Source organism: Priestia sp. TSO9, from assembly GCF_021029645.1.
GTDB lineage: Bacteria > Bacillota > Bacilli > Bacillales > Bacillaceae_H > Priestia > Priestia megaterium_E.
Map to the genome: position 1 here is coordinate 632,305 of NZ_JAJEKD010000013.1, position 20,397 is coordinate 652,701.

Below are 20,397 nucleotides of genomic sequence, written 5' to 3' on the forward strand. Positions count from 1 at the left end.
TTCAAGCACCTCGTTAAATGTGTTAGATGTAAGGTTATCTATGCTGCTTACCTTAAAACACTTCAATTAGTTATGAGGTGCTCCAGGCGAATAATAATAAGGCGGAATTTTAAGCCAGCCTTTTTGCTGCATTAGACTTTTCACTTTTGATCCTAATATGATCTTTTCAGTGTGGAATTTTAGCCACATCAAACTAATATCGGTTCTAATAGACTGTCCCATATTCGTGCTGCACATGACGATATTAGAAGCAATTTTTACAGATATTAAGTTAGCGATTTCAGAATCCGTCGCTTTTGCTCCTAATGGAATGCTGTTAGGGTCGGATTTCGGCTTGGTAGCCGGTATTTCAGGAAGCAGAATTCCTTCTTTAATCATTAATTTTTTGAGTGTATCAATCTGAGATTCAGCCAGGTTTTTTGAGTCTTGAATAAGCTTAAGCAGTTCACTGTTAGTTGTTGTATTAAGACAGGTTTCTAAGGCAGGTACTTCTTCCGCTAAAGCAGTGAAATATAACCAGCATCCCATAGCCTCACCAATATGTGGGGGAGGGGGCGAGTCATCTGTAGAAGAGTTTTTTATATAATCAAGTAGTGTCTCAATGACGTTAATCATAACTTTTCACCCTTTATATAGTTTATGCATCTTCATTATTGCCTTCAGCAGAAAAGGATAAACACAGCTAAGAAATGTTACATATAAAATTGATTATGGTGAGTGGAAGAAAAAGCCTCTTACACAGCAAATTACAATGAAATACATTTACTGTCATTACATCTAAAGGTATAAAAATTGCGTTAAGGCGTAATAAATACGTGGGGGTAGAAAATGAAGTAAATAGAAAAAACTCCTTGCTTATCAAGGAGTCTTTTTATCAGGTGTATTATATCGTTTTTCTCCGATGCTCTCTCCATAACGAAGTTAGTTCTTCTGACCAATATTTATAATCAAATACCGTTATATTTTTGCTAGGCATAAAAACATTCAACAGCCAATTAACTCTTAATTTGTCTCTGACGCCTATCGTTTTATCATTTTTACAGCAGCCTTCATCACAAGGTTTATCGTGTATCTTGTAAGGAATATTTTTAACGACTAATCCATTTTTTACACGTTTTGTGTACTCAATTCCTATAATCAAATATATCACTCCTCACAGTAACTCTTATCTTCATAATCATATGTATGAATGACTTCTTTAATGAAAGGGTGAAAGGGAGTAAGTCAAAATAAAAAAGCCCTGCTGTAGGGCTTTTTTATTAAGCAACTTTTGATGCAACGACGATTACTTTGCCGTGATCTAATTCTTCTTCATAGCGTTCAGCTTCCGGCTGTGATAATCCTAATGAACGCATTTTGGCACGAAGCTCGTCTCCTCGAGAACGAAATACGTTCGCAATCGCATCAAAAACACCTTGTTCAGAAAGACCGATATTGTTTGTATTTGTTGCAGCTGTTAAATCCTCGGAGCGATCTTGATGGTGTGCAAGTAAATAAACTTGGTCTTTTGTAAATCCTTCACGCAAAAATTGTTCGATTGTATCTTTTGCCTGTACGCCATTTTCAACTACTTTTACATTTACCATTTCAAAAAACCTCCTTGTATGATAGACAACTTTCTCGAGTACGTTGAGTAATGAAGAGAAGTTTAAGTAACTTATCTCCTTGGTTTGTGTATACACGTTATTGGAAGAGATAAAACCTATTTTCTGAAATTGAGTTAAAAAGCTTAACATAGGAGAAGGGAAAGCAGCGCTGTTATTTTTGAGGAGGATCCTGTGAAGGATAAGCGGGAAGAAGCTTTAGTTAGCCTTTTTCCTGCATCGTTTTTTTTTGATCTTTTAAGGTACAGTACAAACTGCAAAAAGCCTGGATCTTAAATAGCTAAGATCCAGGCTTTTTACATACATAAAAATAGAGAAATTTAAGATGAAAGACGTTCTTTTTGTTTTTCATAAACAGAAGTAGACTCGTTCCATGTATATCGACCATCTTGTAATTGAATGGTTGCGCTGAATGGACAGTCTATTGACGTTTCTGCGTCATCTAAACTACTTTCAAGTAAACTTTTTTTAAAGCGAAGCAAATCCTCTTTTGAAGCAACTCGAAAAACCATTTCTAACGTAAGATCATCGTCCATTGCATTGTGTAATTGACTAATACTTTTGCGGAATTCTTTATTATATTGGAGCATAATTTTAATATCTGCTACGCAAGCAACACCAAACACATCTTTCACAACAGACTCAACCGTTAGCTGAGTTGTGGAAGCATATGTTGAAATATTACGCTGTGGATTTTCTAAATAATAAATCGTTTCTACAGGATGTCTCGTGATAAGCACCTCTTTCCTATTCTTAAGTATACAGGAAAAAAGAATGGAATGGGGAAAGATTTTTAGGAAAGGAGTCCTGACATACATAAAAAGACTGTTTGTAATAGGAAAGAGAGTTATAAATTGAGGGCTTTTCGTTTATCATTTTTGCTATGACCTTAAATCAACGAATTCTGTGCAACTTCCTTTAAGATTTGATAAAATAAAACCCTACGCCTCAATTTCTTCTAACTTAATCCCTCAACTACTATTTCTACTTATTTTAAAGGAGGACGCAATTTTGCAGTTTGAACAAGCTTTAACACATTTACAGTCCTATTTTGGCTATGATTCGTTTCGAAAAGGACAGGAAGAATCTATTCGTTATGTTTTAGAAGGGCACAATACTGCTTGTATTATGCCAACAGGAGGAGGGAAATCGCTTTGTTATCAAATTCCTTCATTATTACTAGAAGGCACGACACTGGTTATTTCTCCGTTGATCTCCTTGATGAAAGACCAAGTAGACACGCTGAACGCAGCTGGTATTCCGGCTACGTATATTAACAGCTCGCTGACGCACACGGAGGTGCAGGAGCGCTTAGAAGAAGTGGCGCTTGGCGAATATAAGCTGCTTTATGTAGCGCCGGAACGACTGGAGTCTCCGCAGTTTTTAGAGCAACTTCAAATGCTTCCTATTCCGCTTGTAGCGGTAGATGAAGCCCACTGTATTTCACAGTGGGGTCATGATTTCAGACCGAGTTATTTGCGTATCAATGAATTAATCAGCAAGCTGTCTAACGCTCCGATTGTGATGGGGCTGACGGCTACTGCGACGCCTCAAGTGCGTGAAGATATTTGCCGAGCTCTTCATATTAATGAAGAGTACACGGTGATGACGGGATTTGAACGTGAAAATTTATCGTTTGCTGTCGTGAAAGGTCAGGATCGAATCAGCTATATCGAGCAGTATATCCGTAAAAATGACCAAGAAGCAGGAATCATCTATGCTGCTACGCGTAAAGATGTTGAAGAACTTCATGCTAGATTGCAAAAGTCAGGAGTTAACGTATCAAAATACCATGCTGGTATGAATGGGAACAGCCGTGATGAAGAGCAGAACCGCTTTTTGCAAGATGATGTGCAGGTGATGGTGGCCACGTCTGCGTTTGGAATGGGAATCGATAAATCGAATATTCGCTTTGTTCTTCACTATCAGCTTCCGAAAAATATGGAAAGCTATTATCAAGAAGCAGGACGTGCTGGTCGTGACGGACTGCCAAGTGAGTGTATCGTGCTTTATTCACCTCAGGATATTCGCGTGCAGCGCTTTTTAATTGAACAGTCAACGTCGAATCCTAAAAAGCAGATTCAAGATCTTGAAAAGCTGCAAAGTATGGTGAACTACTGTCATACAGAAGGCTGTTTGCAGGCGTATATTCTTCATTATTTTGGAGAAAGTGAAGCGCATGAGTGTGGCCGCTGCAGCAACTGTACGGATGATCGCGTGGAAATTGACGTAACGGTCGATACGCAAAAAGTGTTATCTTGTATGATTCGTATGGGCGAACGCTTTGGTAAAATGATGATCGCTCAAGTGTTAACGGGTTCTCGAAATAAAAAAGTAGTTGATTTTGGTTTTGATAAACTGAAAACGTACGGCGTCATGAGCGACCGGTCAGCTAAAGAAGTAAGCGATTTTATTGAGTATTTGATTTCCGAGCAGTTTATCTTAGTAGGACAAGGGTCATTTCCTACCTTATCCGTAGCGGCCAAAGGAAAAGGCGTGCTTCTTGGTACGGAAAAAGTGATGAGAAAAGAACAAATGGAAGTGAAGCAAATTGTCCAAGACGACGAGCTATTTGCTCATTTGCGTTCCGTTCGAAAGCAGCTGGCAGACGAAGCGGGCGTGCCTCCTTTTGTTATTTTTTCAGACGATACTCTTCATGATATGTGTTCAAAACTTCCGGTAACCCTTGAACAGTTCGCCACTGTAAAAGGAGTCGGAGAACAAAAACAAGAGCGATACGGAGAACGATTCACGACTGAAATCAAACAGTTTTGTGAAGAAAATCCAGACCGAAAGCGAGAAGTTTCAGCACCTGCTCCGAAAAAAGCAAGAGCGTCATCAAAAGAAGGCTCTCACTTAATGACGTATGAGCTATTTCAGCAAGGAAAATCGTTAGATGAAATTGCTGCTGAACGTGAATTGAGCCGCATTACCATTGAAAATCATTTGTTTAAATGCGCAGAAGAAGAAAAAGAAATTGACTGGTCACCTTTTCTTTCAGAGGAGGACGAACAGCTTATTTTAGAAGCTGCTTCCTCAGTAGGCGATGAAAAGTTAAAACCAATCAAAGAAGAATTAGCTGAAAACATTACTTATTTTATGATTAAAGTAGCGTTATTCAAACAAAAAATGAAGCAACTATCTTAAACAAAAAGCTCCTATTAAAGGAGCTTTTTGTGTTGAATAAGCGAGTTTACTGATAAAATGGAAGGTATAAATATTTGAAAAATCAGATTAAATAAAAAGGAGTACTGCATTGAGATGATTGAACGAGAGCTTGAAGCTATTTTGCATGCTTCTAACGACAATATCGTCATCACTGATGAAAAAGGGTGTATTTTACGAGCGAGTCAAAACTGCCGTGATATATACGGGTATAACGTGTCAGAGTTAGTCGGACAAACCGTATACGAATTGCAAGACCGCGGGATCTTTTCACCTTCCGTTACGATTGAAGTGTTAAAGAAAAAGAAAGAAGTACAGCTGATGCAAAAAACAGAAACGGGCAAAGTTGTAATGGCAACCGGTATTCCCGTGTATGATGAACATCAGTGTATGAAAAGAGTAATCAGCTTTTCACATGATTTAACAGAGCTTCAGCGCTTAAAAGAAGATTATCAGCAGCTCGAAGTGAAAATGAAAACATATCAGCTAGAAGTGGAAGAGCTTCGGGAACAGCAGTCAAATGATATGGTCATACGAAGTGAATCGATGAAAAAGGTATGGTCCATTATTAATCGCGTGGCAGACAGCGATGCAACGGTTGTGTTGCTAGGTGAATCGGGTGTTGGTAAAACGGCTTTTGCTCGTGCTTTACATTATGGAAGTGAACGAAAAGAAGAGCCGTTTATTGAAATCAACTGCGGAGCCATTCCGTCTAGTTTGTTTGAATCTGAAATGTTTGGATACGAAGCAGGCTCTTTTACAGGTGCAAGTACAAAAGGAAAAATAGGAAAGTTTGAATTAGCTCATAATGGTACGCTTTTTTTAGATGAAATAGGAGAGCTACCACTTGATATGCAAGTGAAGCTTTTAAAGGTGCTGCAAGAAAAAACAGTCACCAAAATTGGAAGTGAACGATCCAAAAACGTAAACTTCAGGCTGATTGTAGCAACAAATCAGCCGCTTGAGGAAATGATCAAAAAAGGAACATTTCGCGAAGATTTATTTTATCGATTACACGTTATTCCGATTACAATTCCTCCGCTTCGCGAGCGAAAAGAAGACCTCGCGGCACTGCTTTATCACGTGTTGCATAAACAAAATGAAAAGTATAAAATGAAGAAATTTTTTCATACAGAAGCACTAAATCAATTAGTTGAATATCATTGGCCCGGAAATGTGCGCGAGCTAGAAAATACGATTGAACGCCTCGTGTTAACAACGGATGAAAACAGCATCTCACCTAAAGACCTGCCGTTTCATGCAGAAAAGATCAGAATTGAAAAAGAAGAATGGGAGACTCTAGATGTGTTAACCTCTCAAGGAATGACGCTTCAGCAAGCACTTGCAGAAGTGGAGAAAAACTGGCTGATCCGTGCTTATCGCCAGTGTCAAACAACGTATGAAATGGCAAATGCATTAGGAATTAGTCAGCCTACGGTTGTAAGACGTTTACGAAAGTACAATATTAAATAAGGGAAATTTAATTCAAAATGAATTAACTGATTCAGTACTGAATCAGTTTTTTTGTTTTGATTCTATTATGAATTAAAAATCGTCCATAATTGCACGAAATAGGGCGATAAAATTTGGCATGCATTTTGCATTAATAAAAAGTATCTAAATAAAAAGCGTCAGTCTCTAAAATGATGATACGGCGCTAATGAATGAAACCCATTAGGAGGAATAAATCATGCCAAAATATCAGCCGAAAAATTCATTTGAATCTCCGCGTTTTTGTGGACCTCGAACGTTTATGAGACTTCCGTATGTAGAACAAGTAAATGCAGATATGGATTTTATTGTGACGGGTATTCCATTTGATTCAGGGCAGTCTTTTCGCACAGGAGCACGTTTTGGGCCGGAAGCTATTCGAGATTTCTCCATTTTGCTTCGCCCGTATAACCCAGAACAAAAGATTAATATTTTTGATTACATTTCAGGTGTGGACTACGGCGATTTGGCAGTGGTTCCGGGATATATTTTAGAAACATATAAAAAAATTGAAGAAGGGTTAACACCGGTTGTGAATGAAGGAATTATTCCGATTTCACTAGGCGGTGATCATTCGATGACGCTCGGTGAACTTCGTGCTATCGCCAAAAAACACGGACCCGTAGCGCTTTTACAGTTTGATGCTCATTCTGATACGTGGGATAGCTATTTTGAACAAAAATACAATCACGGTACCGTGTTCAGACGAGCAATTGAAGAAGGGCTAATTGACGTGTCGCGTTCGATTCAAATTGGTATGCGAGGCGGTCTGTACGGCATTGAAGATTTAGAAGATGCAAAGAACTTAGGTCTAGCTCTGTATACGACAAATGAATATAAAAAACTGGGCGTTGAAAGAATGCTAAAAATTATTCATGAGCGTGTAGGAGAAGGACCCGTATTTTTGTCGTTTGACATTGACTTTTTAGATCCAGTTTACGCACCGGGAACAGGAACGCCTGAAGTATCGGGTGCAAGTATTGACGATGCGCTTCAATTCGTTCGTGGGTTAACAAATATTGATTTTGTCGGGTTTGATTTAGTAGAAGTACTGCCAGCTTATGACCATGGACAAATTACAGCAGCAGCGGCCTCGAACATTGTTTATGAATTTATCACGCTTATCGCGTTAAGAAAAAAAGTAAAAGAAGAAGAAGCGCTGTTAGTAAAAGTGCGCGACTGAATATAAGCAAGGCGGTAAAAGTGGGAAGGTACTATTATCTTCCCACTTTTATATAAGAGTTTTCTATAGGGAGTGTTGAACTATGAACGAGCAAGTAAATGTAACAGTAGATAAGAAGCAAGTAAAACCATGTAGAAGAGAAATACTCAACCCAGCGACCAATAAGATCATAGCGAAAGTATTTGATTCGTCGCTTCAACAAGTAGAGGAAGCGGTAGGTAAAGCAAAGCAGGCTTTTGAAGAGAGTGAATGGAAGAAAAATAAATCACTGCGTGTAGAGGTGCTTAAGAAACTAGCAGATTTATTAGAAAATGAAGCGAGTATATTCGCTGAAACGGAAACATTAAATACTGGAAAACCGATAAAAGAAGCGCAGTTAGATATTGAAGATACGATTAATTGTTTAAGATATTATGCAAATTTAATAGAAGAAAACCAGCCGTGGACAAAGGACATGTTCGACGATACAAACAGTAAAATCATGCAAGAACCTATCGGCGTATGCGCGCTGATTGTTCCTTGGAATTTCCCTTTGCTACTTGGTATGTGGAAGCTGGCTCCTGCCTTAGCAGCTGGAAATACGGTAGTGTTTAAGCCGTCAGAATTAACGCCACTTTCTTTTTTAAAGTTAGCTTCACTATGTGAAAAAGCTGGTATACCAGAAGGCGTGTTTAATTTACTTACAGGAGACGGTAAAGTGGGAAGTGCCCTTGTTGAACACAAAGACGTAGCCAAAGTCTCTTTTACAGGAGGATCAGAAACAGGCAAACGTATTTATCAGCAGTGCGCAAAAGAGATGAAAAGAGTTTCGCTTGAACTGGGAGGGAAATCTCCGCTTCTTATTTTCGAAGACAGTGAAATTGATATTGCAGTAGACTGGACAATGTTTGGCTCGTTTTTTAACCAAGGGCAAGTGTGTGTAGCTTCATCGCGTATACTCGTACATGAATCTATTTATAAGCCGTTTCTTTCTGCTCTTAAGGAGGCTGTTGCTGCTATAAAAATTGGTAACCCCTTAAGAGAAGAAACGGAAATGGGTCCGGTTATTAGCAAGGAGCATCTGAACAAAATACAGGGTTTTATCAAGCTAGGTCAAGAAGAAGGCGCGAATTTATTAACAGGGGGAACGTTAATTGACTGCGAAGGTGGAAACTATATAAAGCCGACAGTGCTCGTTGATGTGGAGCAGCATATGAAAGTCGTACAAGAAGAAATATTTGGTCCCGTCATTACCGTTCAATCTTTTTCAAGTGAAGAAGAAGCCATAGCACTTGCCAACGGCACGAGGTTTGGTTTAGCTGCAGGAATTTTAACGAATGATGTAATGAAAGCAGAGCGAGTTGCTGAACATCTTCAAGCGGGAACGATTTGGATCAACGGCTACCATACGCCTCATATTGAAACGGCGTGGGGCGGTTTTAAAGAAAGCGGCATTGGGCGGGAGTTAGGTCCATCAGGATTAGCTGCTTTTACTGAAACAAAACATGTGAATACAAATTCCAAGCTAGCTCGAGCCAATTGGTATCAATAAAAGTGAAAGGTGGAATAGGAATGACAACAAAAAGTGGTCTCGCCCATGATGATGTGCAGCCGATTGCAATGAATAAAAGAAGTATGGGCTTCTTCTCTACATTTTCCATGTGGATAGGAGCTAATGTGGTGGTAACGACCGTTTTTACCGGAATGCTGTTTGTACCCGATATGACCTTTTTAAAGGCAATATTTATTATTGTGCTTGGCTCTTTAGTTGGCGCGATACCGCTCGTGTTGATGGGGAATATCGGAACTCGAACCGGTCTTCCAACCATGGTTTTGATGAGACCAGCTTTTGGGCAAAGAGGAGCTATGCTTCCTGCTGCTGTTAATCTTATTACATTGATCGGCTGGGCGTGGGTTCAAGCCTACATGGCAGGGCTAAGTTTAAATCATGCCGTTACTTTTTTGACCGGTTACAGCAATATCAATCTATTTACAATTCTTACTCAAGTATTGGTAGTAGCTATTTCTATATACGGACATAAAGGTATTGAAGCAACAGAAAAATTAGTAGCTACGCTTATGGTCATTTTAGCAACCGTTGTGTTTAGCTATTTGTTTATCGAATTTGATGCAGCAAAATTAATTCAAATGAAAGCAAGCGAAAATCCTGGTATTACAGGAATGTTAGCTTTTGATATTGTAGTAGCTACAGCTTTTACGTGGATTCCTATTGTTTGCGATTATAACCGAAACTGTAAATCTGAAAAAACGGGAATTGCGGGAACTTATTTAGGCTATAACGTTGCGACTTTGATTGCGATGGGATTAGGCGCAACGGTTTCTGGTTTTTCAATTCTCGGAAATATGACGCAAACGTATGACCCGGTAAATTTAATTGGCGCATATAGTCCGATGTTAGGGTTAGTAGCTGCCATCGTAATTTTTTTATCGGTGCTGTCAACCAACGTAATGGTATTGTATAGCGCGACAATGTCTTATTTATCTATTTTTCCAAAGCAGAGGTTCTGGATACCGGCACTAACCATGGGAGTTGTCACAGTCCTAGGTTCTTTATTAAAAGAATGGTTAATGACAAATTTTCAAAGCTTTTTGCTTATGATCGGCGTATTATTTATTCCTATTATTGCGATTGTTCTTGTTGATTATTATATCATTCGCCGAAAACACTATGACGTTTCAGCTATTTTAGAAAAACAAAATAAACTGTACTGGTATACAAAAGGCTTTAACCTTCATGTGTATGTCTCTTACATAGTGGGGGCTGTATTTGCCTACTATTTTACGTACGTTCACCCGGTAGCCACAGGCGCAACGATCTTAGCTTTTTTATTTACAGGTGTTTTGCATGTATCGTTAACCAAACTTTCACAGCTTTCCATCCCTTACTCAAAGGGAATTGACAAAAATGCTTGATATACGTTTAAAATAGACTGAATTATCTAAAAAATATAACCATCAAAAAGCTCCTATTTAAAGGAGCTTTTTGTGTTAAAAATAGCTAAGAAATAAGCAAAAGCGGGGAAAAGAGAGGTTCTTGATTGAGCTGAAAATAAAGTAATAACATGTATTTGATTCTCTCAAGGGTCTTTCCTATAATAAATGTAGGAAAACTTTCCAAAGGAGAATTTTATGCTCGAATTAGAGGCTATTCATGGCAGGGCCATTGAAAAAACTAAACATACATTACTACAGGATATAAAAAGCGTACTAGGTGAACAAGACGAATGTCCGGATTTAGAGACGTATTTAACAGACAGGCATTCTTTTATTAAAAAAGCCTGGGGGACTGCGTGGAGAAAAATAGCTGTTTCTTCTATATCTAAGAAAAACAGAAAATCGTATTTAACAGAAAGAGGCTTTGAGATAAAAGGGTATAAACCTCAAGCTATAGATAAGTTATTTGCTAAAGAAACGAGAAAAGGTATGGAGTTTGATGCTTTTTCTTGGTTAAAAGAGCAGTACGGAAATGGCAATAAAGCAGAGTGGCTATCACTATACGGAGAAGCAAGAGCTGAATTTGCCAAAAAAGAAGAAGAAAGAAAAGAGAAAGAACGACAGCAAAGTATTAATGATCGAAAAGCCAGATATCAATTACAGTTAAATTTAGAATCAGATCCTATCTTGGAATCAAATAAAGAGCTGTATTACCTACATATAAGAGAAAAGCTTTCACAACAGCTATCAAAAGATATAAAAACAAACTCAAAGTATATTGAAAACTATGCGCCGCATACTGAACTTGAAGATGAATTAATAGAAAACGGTAATTTAACACGTTATGATTATGAAACGGTTCATGACTTTTTTCAAGAGCTCACCGGCGGCGTAAGCTCAGAATTAGACAGATATTCAACGATTATCTTGTTTGAAACGTATGAAGATGTGTATGAGGTATTTATCACCGATAAGATTTATGAAATCATTCCAACTATGATCATAGATGACCTTCCTGCTTCATTTAAAGAAGAATATAAATCTTATACAAATGCTTCAGTAACAAGAATGGATATTATAAAAGCACTTAGAAGTGATTTATCGGATTTGGTCTATGAATATAAAAAAATGCTTGTAGAAGAAAAGCTTTCCGATGTACTAGAAGTTTCAGATCACAACTTAACGATTGAAGAGCATCAAGAAAGATATCAACAGCAGCTGGAAGAAAGACGATTACAACAAGAACGTGAGCTTGAAGAAAAGAAAAAGCTTATCGAAGAAGAACAGCGACAGTTAAACTATATTTTTGGTGCAGAATACGAAATGGACCCAAGAAAAGAAACGGAATACATCCTTCATCTCGGTGATACAAACACAGGGAAAACGTATACGGCATTAAAGTCATTAAAAAAAGCTGCTTCGGGTAATTACTTAGCGCCGCTTCGCTTGTTGGCTTTAGAAGTTTTTGAAAAGCTGAACAAAGACGGAGTCCCTTGTTCGTTAAAAACAGGTGAAGAAGAAAAGATTGTTGAAGACGCTCAGCATATGGCCGGTACCGTAGAGATGTTTAGTGAATTAGAACATGGCGATGTAACCGTAATTGATGAAGCACAAATGATTCAAGACAGAGACCGAGGGTTTTCATGGTATAAAGCCATCACACGAGCCAATGCCAAACAAGTTCATGTGATTGGGAGTTTAAGTATTCGAAGTATGTTAGAAGAGATGCTTGACGGTGTGATCTCAGAAATTCATGAGTATGAAAGAGATATACCTTTAAAAGTAGATCTTCGAAAGTTCAAAATTGAACAAGTAAAACCCGCAGATGCTTTAATTGTTTTCTCGCGTAAGAAAGTGCTCCAGACAGCGGCTAAGCTAGAAAAAGATGGTCACAAAGTTAGCGTGATTTATGGAAGTATGCCGCCTGAAACAAGAAGAAAACAAATTGAGCAGTTCATTAATAGAGAAACAACTGTCATTGTGTCTACAGATGCGATCGGAATGGGATTAAACCTTCCAATTAGACGAATTGTCCTTTTAGAAAACAAGAAATTTGATGGGCAAAAACGGAGATTACTGACTTCTCAAGAGTTAAAACAGATTGCAGGTCGTGCTGGAAGGAAGGGACTCTACAATGTTGGAGAAGTTGCGTTCGCTAAAGATGCAAAGCAAATGAGAGAACTGTTATTTTCAACAGACGAGCAAATCAGCAAATTTTCAATTGCGCCTACTTCAGATATGCTTAGAAGATTTAAAGAATATCATCATGACCTCGGAATGTTTTTTGACATGTGGGCTAAATTTAAAAATCCAAAAGGGACACAAAAATCAAATTTGGCACAAGAACGTGAGCTTTATGAGGAAGTGAAAGACACGCTGATTGAAGCGAAAATGCCAATTGTTGATTTATACGGTTACTTGCAGCTTCCTTTTTCAGCCAAAGAAAGCTCTTTGAAAAAACAGTGGGTGGCCAGCATGAATGCGATTGTTAACAGAGAAGAGTTACCTGAACCAAGGATGATAGAAGGTTCACTGGAAAAACTAGAGCTGTCTTATAAGGCGATTGGCCTGCATCTTTTATTTTTATATCGAATGGACAGAAGGCCAGAGGCTATTTACTGGGAGCGTGTCCGAGAAGAGCTTACAAACAAAATACATGATGTATTAAGAAAAGATATGAAAAAATTTAAAAGAACGTGCAGTACGTGTTCTAAAGACCTTCCTTGGAATCATGATCATGCGATATGCGATTCATGTTTTCATAAAAGATTTCGCAGAAGACATGGAGACGGCGATTTTAATTAATAAGATGTAGAGATGAAAATGAGGCTTGTACAAAAGTATTTTAGCCGAAGTGAAAAACGAACCATTGATCAACATGTTTGATTAGTGATTCGTTTTTTTTTGTTATGGTGAACGTAGGCTTCATCTGTTTCGTTCCTTCTAGCAGTTGATTGAGAGCAAGGCAAAGACTCCTGCGGGAAAAGCGGAACAGATGAGACCCCGCAGGAGCGTAAGCGACGAGGAGGCTCAGCGGCCGCCCGCGGAAAGCGATGTCTTGCACGGAAATCAACTGCGATGTAACAAGAAGTTTAGCTCATGCATCCCATTTATTCGTCTTTAGATTGGATTCATTTCTTTATGTTTCAATCTTATTTTTCGTATAGGCTTTTTATCTTTTTCCTCTGAATTTCTGCGTCAAAGCAGATTTTTGCAGAAAAAAATCGGAAATGTATAAGCGGTCATCTTGTAAAAAGAGCAATAAATTATTATGATATAGAGTGGAACTTATATTTCAAAGAGTTCCGTGATTTTTTTGTTGGGCGGACGTGTATTGTATTAGAGTAAGTTTGCTATCATTCGTTATGTTAAAAGCAGCACTTTTAAATAGAGATACGGTTCGTAATAGAAGGGAAGAGGATGATGACAAGTCATAACAAAGAAAACAAAACTGCAGTCGAGCAGTACAGTAAAGGGAAGATTTTGTGGCAATTAACCCGTCCTCATACGCTAACAGCATCGTTTGTACCGGTTTTAATTGGAACAGTTCTAGCTATGTTTTATGGCCATGTGAACGTTTGGATGTTTCTTGCGATGCTTTTTTCATGTTTGTGGATTCAAATTGCGACGAACTTATTTAATGAGTACTATGATTTTAAACGCGGGTTAGACACAGAAGACTCCGTAGGTATCGGAGGAGCCATCGTCAGACACGGAATGAAACCGAAAACGGTATTAAATTTAGCACTGATTTCTTATGGAATTGCTCTTATTTTAGGTATATATATATGTGCAAACAGCAGCTGGTGGCTTGCTTTAGTTGGATTAGTAGGTATGGCGATTGGTTATTTATATACGGGCGGACCGCTTCCGATTGCGTATACGCCGTTTGGAGAATTATTTTCAGGTCTTTGCATGGGCGCGATGTTCGTGTTGATTTCATTTTTTATTCAAACGAATACCGTAACGTCTGAAAGCATCTTTGTATCACTTCCGATTGCGATTTTAGTAGGTGCGATTAATTTGTCTAACAACATTCGTGATATAGAAGAAGATACAAAAGGCGGACGTCGTACACTAGCCATTTTATTAGGTTCTAAAAATGCGATTAGATTTTTAGCTGCTTTGTTTGGCATTGCGTATATTTGGACAGTTGCATTAGTTGTATTCTTCGATATTAGCCCTTGGATTTTCTTAGTGTTTCTTAGTGCACCTAAGCCAATTCAAGCCGTACAAGCATTTGTACGCGGAGAGCTTATTGCGATGAAAGCAACTGCACAAACCAATACGTTTTTTGGATTTACTTTATCAATTGGATTATTAATTGGCTATTTAGTAAGCTGATTGAGTGGAAAAAGCCTGTCTTTAAAAAGACAGGCTTTTTGTTATGCTCCAGTTATTTTTTCTGTTACCGCGCTAATAAATGCGTTCATATTTTCAGAAGATGAAAAGCTGGCTTGAGCTTGTTTTGGTCCGCCGCCGCCTTTTCCATCGTAAAGCGGAAGCAGCTCTTTATAAAGTTCTCCGCATTTTACTTCACTTCCGCTGTGAGCCAGTAAGACTTTTTGATCACTTGAAAAAGCAAAAAGAAGCGTCGTATCAGGTGTTTGAAGCAGCTGCTTTGTCAAAGCTTGCACATCTTTTAATGTGCGGTTTTCAAAGTGATGGTACAGAAATGAACCTTCTTTTTTGGCTTCTAATTCACTCGCTAAATAAGCTGCATTTTCATTTTTTAATTCTTCTAGTTGTTTTTGCAGCTCTTTTTGTTCAGTCTCCAATTTTTTAATGCGTTCTATAACTAATTCACGGCTTGTACTGAATTTATTGCTAATTTCCGCTACGATTTCTTGAGACTGCTGATAATCAGCTAATGCACGCATACCGCATTTAAAAAAGAGGCGTGTATTGCCGCGCTGCTTTTCTGTTTTCGTAAGTTTAATAAGGCCAAGTTCTCCAATTTGATTCACATGAGTACCGCAGCAGGCAGAAACATCAATGCCTTTAATTTCCACGATGCGTACCACTTCGTCTTCTAGGTCGGGCACTTTGCGAAGCGCAAGAGTATACAGATCTTCTTTTTTTACTTCGTACGTTTTAATGTGACGATTGCTGTAAATAGCGTCATTTACAACTTTTTCAATGTGTAATAACTGCTCATGAGATAACTGAGGTACATTTAGATCAATAGAGACTGCTTCGCTTCCTAAGTGAAAGCTAACGGTGTGAATATCATATGTATCGATTAATAGAGCCGAAAGTAAGTGCTGTCCACTGTGCTGCTGCATATGATCAAAGCGGCGTTGCCAGTCAATTTCACACGTGACGTTCGTTTGTTCAGGGAGTGTATCGACGATATGATATACTTCTCCATTTTCTTCATACACATCTTTCACGTCGATTCCTGCAATATTACCGTAGTCAGAAGGCTGTCCGCCTCCTTCTGGATAAAAAGCGGTTTGTTTTAACGTTAATGCGTAGCCATTTGAAAGAGAGCGCGTCTCTATCACTTCAGTTTCCCATGTTTTTATGTAGGGATTGCTATAATAAAGTCTTTCTGTCATGTTCCTCATCCTTTCTAGTAAAACCATATCTAACTTTTTCTATAGTATCAGAAATATGTTTCTTCGAACATGGATAAGCTAACTTGTAACAATAAAACTGGGTGGGACATATGAAAAATACTGTTTATATTTATACGCGGGATTTAAAAAGAATTTTCACCAATTGGGCGATGATTATCATTGTGCTGACGCTTATGATTCTGCCGTCTTTTTACGCATGGTTTAATATAAAAGCATCTTGGGATCCATACGGTCGGACTGAAGGTATTGCCATTGCAGTAACGAGCGAAGATGAAGGTTCTACGATAAGAGGTCAGCACGTAAATGTGGGTAAAGATATTATTGCAACTTTAAAGAAAAATAAAACGCTTGGATGGACGTTTGTCTCCAAAGAAAAAGCTGATCACGGAGTAAAGCACGGTGACTATTATGCAAGTATTGTTATTCCAAAAGATTTTTCACAAAGGCTTGGTACCGTTCTTCAAGATCGTTTGGAAAAACCAGTCATTATTTATAAAGTGAACGAAAAAATAAACGCAGTGGCGCCTAAAATTACAAGTAAAGGAGCCAGCAGCTTAACACAACAGATCAGTGAAAAATTCGTCAAAACAGCGAATGGAGCTATTTTTTCAGTGTTTAACGAACTAGGTATTACACTGCAGCGGGATTTGCCAACCATTCAACAAGTTGAACAACGGATTTTTGAACTTGAAAATCGTCTTCCTGAAATCAAAAAAGTAATTAATGAAGCGAATGACACCACTCAAAAAGCTGGAGCTATTGTATCAAAAGCCCAGGCCGCTCTTCCTGAAGTAGAGAGATTAACAGCTGACGGCGCACAGATGACTCAGCAACTAAACACTTTTTTAACTAAAAGCGATGAAGTTTTAAAAAATGCTGAACCAACGATCAACGAAACGCTGCAGCGGGTTCAGCAACGATCTCTCCGAGTTCAAGAATTGAAGAATCAGCTGATGGAAAAAGATATAGCACCGGCTGAAGTCAGCGCAGCAGCGGAACACCTAAAAGTGCAGTTAACAAAACAAATTGCTGACACAGGAGAGACTCTTACACTTCTTACAGATTTAAATGCGTTATCTCAACAAAAAGTTCTTTCACCTGTTATTAATGACGTAAAAGATGTAAATACGCTTTTACAGCAGCAGCTTTCAGATGTAAACAGTCTGCAGCAGCAAACAAAGAATGGGGATGGTCCCAATCAAAGCGTACTTGATAGGTTCAGCTCTCGCACCGACCAAGCGGTTTCTAGATTAAATGCGTTAACGAACTCATATTCTTCTACGATTGTGCCCGCTGTTGAACAAGCAATTAAAGAAGCGAAAGATAAAACGGCAAGCGCAAACTCACTGCTTGATGAAGCTAACAAAAGCATACCGGATGTTTCTAACGTCCTGTCTAAAACAGCGAGTGGCATCTTGCTTGGACAGCAGGAGCTTGCGAAAATAACAAAAGACTTTCCGCGAATTGAACAAAACGTGCACAATATAGCGGATAAGATACGAGAATTTCAGCAAAAAGAAAATATTGAAGATATTATTAATTTGCTAAAAAACGACGTACAAAAAGAAAGCGACTTTTTTGCTAAGCCGGTTCTTTTAAAAGAAGAAAGACTTTACCCGATTCCGAACTACGGCTCGGCTATGTCGCCGTTTTATACAACGCTTTGCTTGTGGGTCGGAGCTTTGCTGTTAGTTTCGATTTTAAGCGTAGAAGTAGCGGATGAAGAGCGGTTTAAAAGCTATGAAGTCTATCTTGGAAGACTGTTAACGTTTTTGTCTATTGCGCTCGTGCAAGCTTTTATTGTGACGCTAGGGGATTTATTTTTAATCAAAACGTATGTCGTAGATAAAGTGCCTTTTATCTTTTTAGGCTTGCTGTGCAGCTTCGTATTTATGACGATTGTCTATACGCTTGTTGCGATATTTGGCAATGCAGGAAAAGCGATGGCGATTGTTTTACTTGTGCTTCAGCTTTCCGCTGCAGGCGGTACATTTCCGATTCAAGTCGTGCCTGCTTTTTTTCAAGCAATCAATCCGTTTTTACCATTTACCTATGCAATAAGCATGATGAGAGAAGTGGTAGGAGGCATGTTAGCGGATATTGTCAGAAAAGACGTTACGGTGCTTCTTTGCATTTGGCTAGGCGTGCTGCTCGTTGGCATTTTTCTTCATAAGCCTCTTAGTAAAACGAGTGCAAAATTAACAAAAAAAGCGAGTGAAAGTAAATTAATTCATTAAAAAAACGTTTTGGGTTTCCAGACAGAACAAAATGCGGTAGTGTAGATATAAAGGAGTGATAAGCATGGGTATATTAGATGGACTATTAGGAAATGCATCAGAAGCAGATATAAGAGGAACTGAAAAAGATTTACAAAACATTTTAATTGCCAACGAGCGAGTAGAACAAGCATATAAAGTCATTCGCGATTTGATGGTGTTTACGACGAAACGCTTAATTATCGTTGATAAGCAAGGAGTGACGGGAAAGAAAACAGATTATCATTCCATTCCTTATAAGACGATTACCCATTTTAGCGTAGAAACTGCTGGAACATTTGATTTAGATGCGGAATTAAATATCTGGGTATCGGGTTCTAGTGCACCGATCTCAAAAGAATTTCGTAAAGATAAAAGCATTTACGACGTGCAAAAAGTATTAGCATCTTATGTACTGGATTAAAAAAGTTGAGCCATGAAAAACTGGCTCGACTTTTTTTATGTGTACGTAAAATGAGAAAGCATAACAGTCTTGCATACAGTCGGTTGAAAATACTCTGGCTGTTGTCCATTCCTATTTTCACTTCACTCATTACTGAAATGTATGAAAACGATTTACATAATGAATTATACAGAATAAAAAAACCGTGATATGCTTTTTTTAGAGAAAAAAGGAAGTGACCAACTGTGAGTTATACCGTAATTGGAACATCAGCTTTTCGCAAAACAAATGTTGCGCTTTTTGCAGCAGGCTTCAACACATTTTCGATTTTATATTGTACACAGGCCATTTTACCCGAATTTTCTAGAGAATTTGGGATATCCCCGGCGTTTGCGAGTTTATCTCTTTCGTTAACAACCATCACGCTTGCGGTTAGTATGCTTTTTTTAGGTTCTTTATCGGAAGTGTGGGGACGAAAGAAACTGATGGGCCTATCGTTAATTTTTGCGTCATTGCTATGCATCATGACAGCATTTAGCTCTACCTTTGAAACGCTGCTAGTCTTTCGCGTCATTCAAGGAATCGTGTTAGCAGGGCTGCCTTCTGTAGCCATGGCTTACTTAGGAGAAGAAATTGAACCAGGGAGTTTAGGAAAAGCGATGGGGATTTATATAAGCGGAAACGCCTTTGGAGGCGTAGCGGGAAGGCTGATGACAGGGGTGCTCACGGAGTATTTCAACTGGTCCGTAGCTCTTGATGTTGTAAGCGCAATTAGTTTGCTGGCCACCTTTGTCTTTTTTATGAACTTGCCAGATTCACAAAACTTTACTTCCAGGTCCTTTGAACTTCGTCAGCTTACCGGCTCTCTTCGCAGTCATCTTCAAGATAAAGGGATGCTTTGCCTTTTTGCTATTGGTTTTGCGCTGCTTGGAAGTAACGTAGCTTTATACAATTATATTGGATACGCTTTATCCGCTCCTCCGTATTCTTGGAATCATACGCTTGTAAGTTTTATTTTTGTTATTTTTTTTGTGGGAGTATTCAGCTCGGTTTGGATGGGGACGCTGGCGGATCGATACGGCCGGAAAAAAGTGCTGTTATGTACGATTGCTGTTACGCTTATAGGTTCAATTGTTACGCTGCATCCAATTTTGTGGATAAAAATTACCGGGCTTTTGCTGCTGACTTTTGGCTTTTTCGGAAGTCATTCCATCGCGAGCAGCTGGGTGGGAAGAAGAGCGACTCATGACAAAGCTCAGGCTTCGTCTTTGTATTTGTTTTTTTACTATGCAGGATCAAGCATTGGAGGGACGGTGGCTGGCTTATGCTGGAGTGCGTACGGCTGGAAAGGTGTGATTGCTTTAATTGGCGTATTTCTTACAACAGCCTTTTTCTTAGCTGTTCGTTTGTCAAAAATGCCGGCTCAGCAGACGCATGTTCACTAAGAAAATGTAAAGACATATAGCTATTGATTTAAAAAAAGAGGCCGGTACAAAAGGATTTTAGCCCAAGTGAAAAACGAACCATTGATCAACATGTTTGATTAGTGGTTCGTTTTTTTTGTTATGGTGAACATAGTTTCATCTGTTTCGTTCCTTCTAGCAGTTGATTGGAGGGCAAGACGGAGACTCCTGCGGGAAAGCGGAACAGGTGAGACCCCGCAGGAGCGGAAGCGACGAGGAGGCTCAGCGGACGCCCGCGGAAAGCGAAGTCTTGCACGGAAATCAACTGCGGTGTCGCAAGTAATTTATACTAGGTACTTTAGTCTTTAGATTGAAGT

15 protein-coding genes are annotated in these 20,397 nt (G+C 38.8%); 10 read left to right on the top strand and 5 right to left on the bottom strand.

Going from position 1 to position 20,397, the window contains the following annotated elements:
• Nucleotides 1-66: 66 nt before the first annotated feature.
• The 4 genes from LJC66_RS11420 to LJC66_RS11435 form a co-directional block, all read right to left on the bottom strand.
• Nucleotides 67-615, bottom strand: a complete 549-nt coding sequence (locus LJC66_RS11420) for a DUF3231 family protein (protein ID WP_230932582.1) — start codon at nucleotides 613-615, stop codon at nucleotides 67-69.
• Between the two features lie 268 nt (nucleotides 616-883).
• The gene (locus LJC66_RS11425; protein ID WP_029321637.1) at nucleotides 884-1,141 is read right to left on the bottom strand and encodes a hypothetical protein; all 258 of its coding nucleotides are present in this window, start codon (nucleotides 1,139-1,141) and stop codon (nucleotides 884-886) included.
• A 118-nt stretch (nucleotides 1,142-1,259) separates the two neighbouring features.
• Entirely contained in the window at nucleotides 1,260-1,586 is a 327-nt protein-coding gene (locus LJC66_RS11430; protein WP_230932583.1) for a YflT domain-containing protein, read from the bottom strand.
• Between the two features lie 338 nt (nucleotides 1,587-1,924).
• A complete protein-coding gene (locus LJC66_RS11435) occupies nucleotides 1,925-2,344 on the bottom strand; it encodes a hypothetical protein (protein ID WP_013056956.1) in 420 nt (139 codons plus the stop codon).
• A 271-nt stretch (nucleotides 2,345-2,615) separates the two neighbouring features.
• Here LJC66_RS11435 and recQ point away from each other — a divergent pair, with 271 nt between their 5' ends.
• The 7 genes from recQ (at nucleotide 2,616) to LJC66_RS11470 (ending at nucleotide 14,721) form a co-directional block, all read left to right on the top strand.
• The gene (gene recQ, locus LJC66_RS11440; RefSeq protein WP_195694051.1) at nucleotides 2,616-4,751 is read left to right on the top strand and encodes a DNA helicase RecQ; all 2,136 of its coding nucleotides are present in this window, start codon (nucleotides 2,616-2,618) and stop codon (nucleotides 4,749-4,751) included.
• A gap of 114 nt (nucleotides 4,752-4,865) precedes the next feature.
• On the top strand, nucleotides 4,866-6,242 hold the full coding sequence (locus LJC66_RS11445) for a sigma-54 interaction domain-containing protein (RefSeq protein ID WP_195694049.1): 1,377 nt from the start codon (nucleotides 4,866-4,868) through the stop codon (nucleotides 6,240-6,242).
• Between the two features lie 217 nt (nucleotides 6,243-6,459).
• Entirely contained in the window at nucleotides 6,460-7,443 is a 984-nt protein-coding gene (gene speB / locus LJC66_RS11450; protein WP_230932584.1) for an agmatinase, read from the top strand.
• An 82-nt stretch (nucleotides 7,444-7,525) separates the two neighbouring features.
• On the top strand, nucleotides 7,526-8,974 hold the full coding sequence (locus tag LJC66_RS11455; RefSeq protein ID WP_230932585.1) for an aldehyde dehydrogenase family protein: 1,449 nt from the start codon (nucleotides 7,526-7,528) through the stop codon (nucleotides 8,972-8,974).
• Between the two features lie 20 nt (nucleotides 8,975-8,994).
• Nucleotides 8,995-10,356 (top strand): purine-cytosine permease family protein, encoded by a 1,362-nt coding sequence (locus LJC66_RS11460; RefSeq protein ID WP_230932586.1) that lies wholly within the window; start codon nucleotides 8,995-8,997, stop codon nucleotides 10,354-10,356.
• A gap of 216 nt (nucleotides 10,357-10,572) precedes the next feature.
• Nucleotides 10,573-13,182, top strand: a complete 2,610-nt coding sequence (locus LJC66_RS11465; protein ID WP_230932587.1) for a helicase-related protein — start codon at nucleotides 10,573-10,575, stop codon at nucleotides 13,180-13,182.
• Nucleotides 13,183-13,800: 618 nt separating this feature from the next.
• Nucleotides 13,801-14,721: a 1,4-dihydroxy-2-naphthoate polyprenyltransferase gene (locus LJC66_RS11470; protein ID WP_195697054.1), complete on the top strand. Its 921-nt coding sequence runs from the start codon at nucleotides 13,801-13,803 to the stop codon at nucleotides 14,719-14,721.
• A 41-nt stretch (nucleotides 14,722-14,762) separates the two neighbouring features.
• On the opposite strand, the gene LJC66_RS11475 is transcribed toward LJC66_RS11470, so the two are convergent.
• Nucleotides 14,763-15,938: a DHHA1 domain-containing protein gene (locus LJC66_RS11475; protein WP_230932588.1), complete on the bottom strand. Its 1,176-nt coding sequence runs from the start codon at nucleotides 15,936-15,938 to the stop codon at nucleotides 14,763-14,765.
• Nucleotides 15,939-16,048: 110 nt separating this feature from the next.
• On the opposite strand from LJC66_RS11475, the gene LJC66_RS11480 reads away from it, so the two are divergent.
• The 3 genes from LJC66_RS11480 to LJC66_RS11490 all read left to right on the top strand — a co-directional run bounded on the left by LJC66_RS11480 (nucleotide 16,049) and on the right by LJC66_RS11490 (nucleotide 20,062).
• Complete coding sequence (locus LJC66_RS11480) at nucleotides 16,049-18,196, top strand: YhgE/Pip domain-containing protein (protein ID WP_230932589.1); 2,148 nt, start codon at nucleotides 16,049-16,051, stop codon at nucleotides 18,194-18,196.
• A gap of 64 nt (nucleotides 18,197-18,260) precedes the next feature.
• Nucleotides 18,261-18,638: a PH domain-containing protein gene (locus LJC66_RS11485; protein WP_014460184.1), complete on the top strand. Its 378-nt coding sequence runs from the start codon at nucleotides 18,261-18,263 to the stop codon at nucleotides 18,636-18,638.
• Between the two features lie 224 nt (nucleotides 18,639-18,862).
• Nucleotides 18,863-20,062, top strand: a complete 1,200-nt coding sequence (locus LJC66_RS11490; RefSeq protein WP_028408588.1) for an MFS transporter — start codon at nucleotides 18,863-18,865, stop codon at nucleotides 20,060-20,062.
• Nucleotides 20,063-20,397 lie beyond the last annotated feature (335 nt).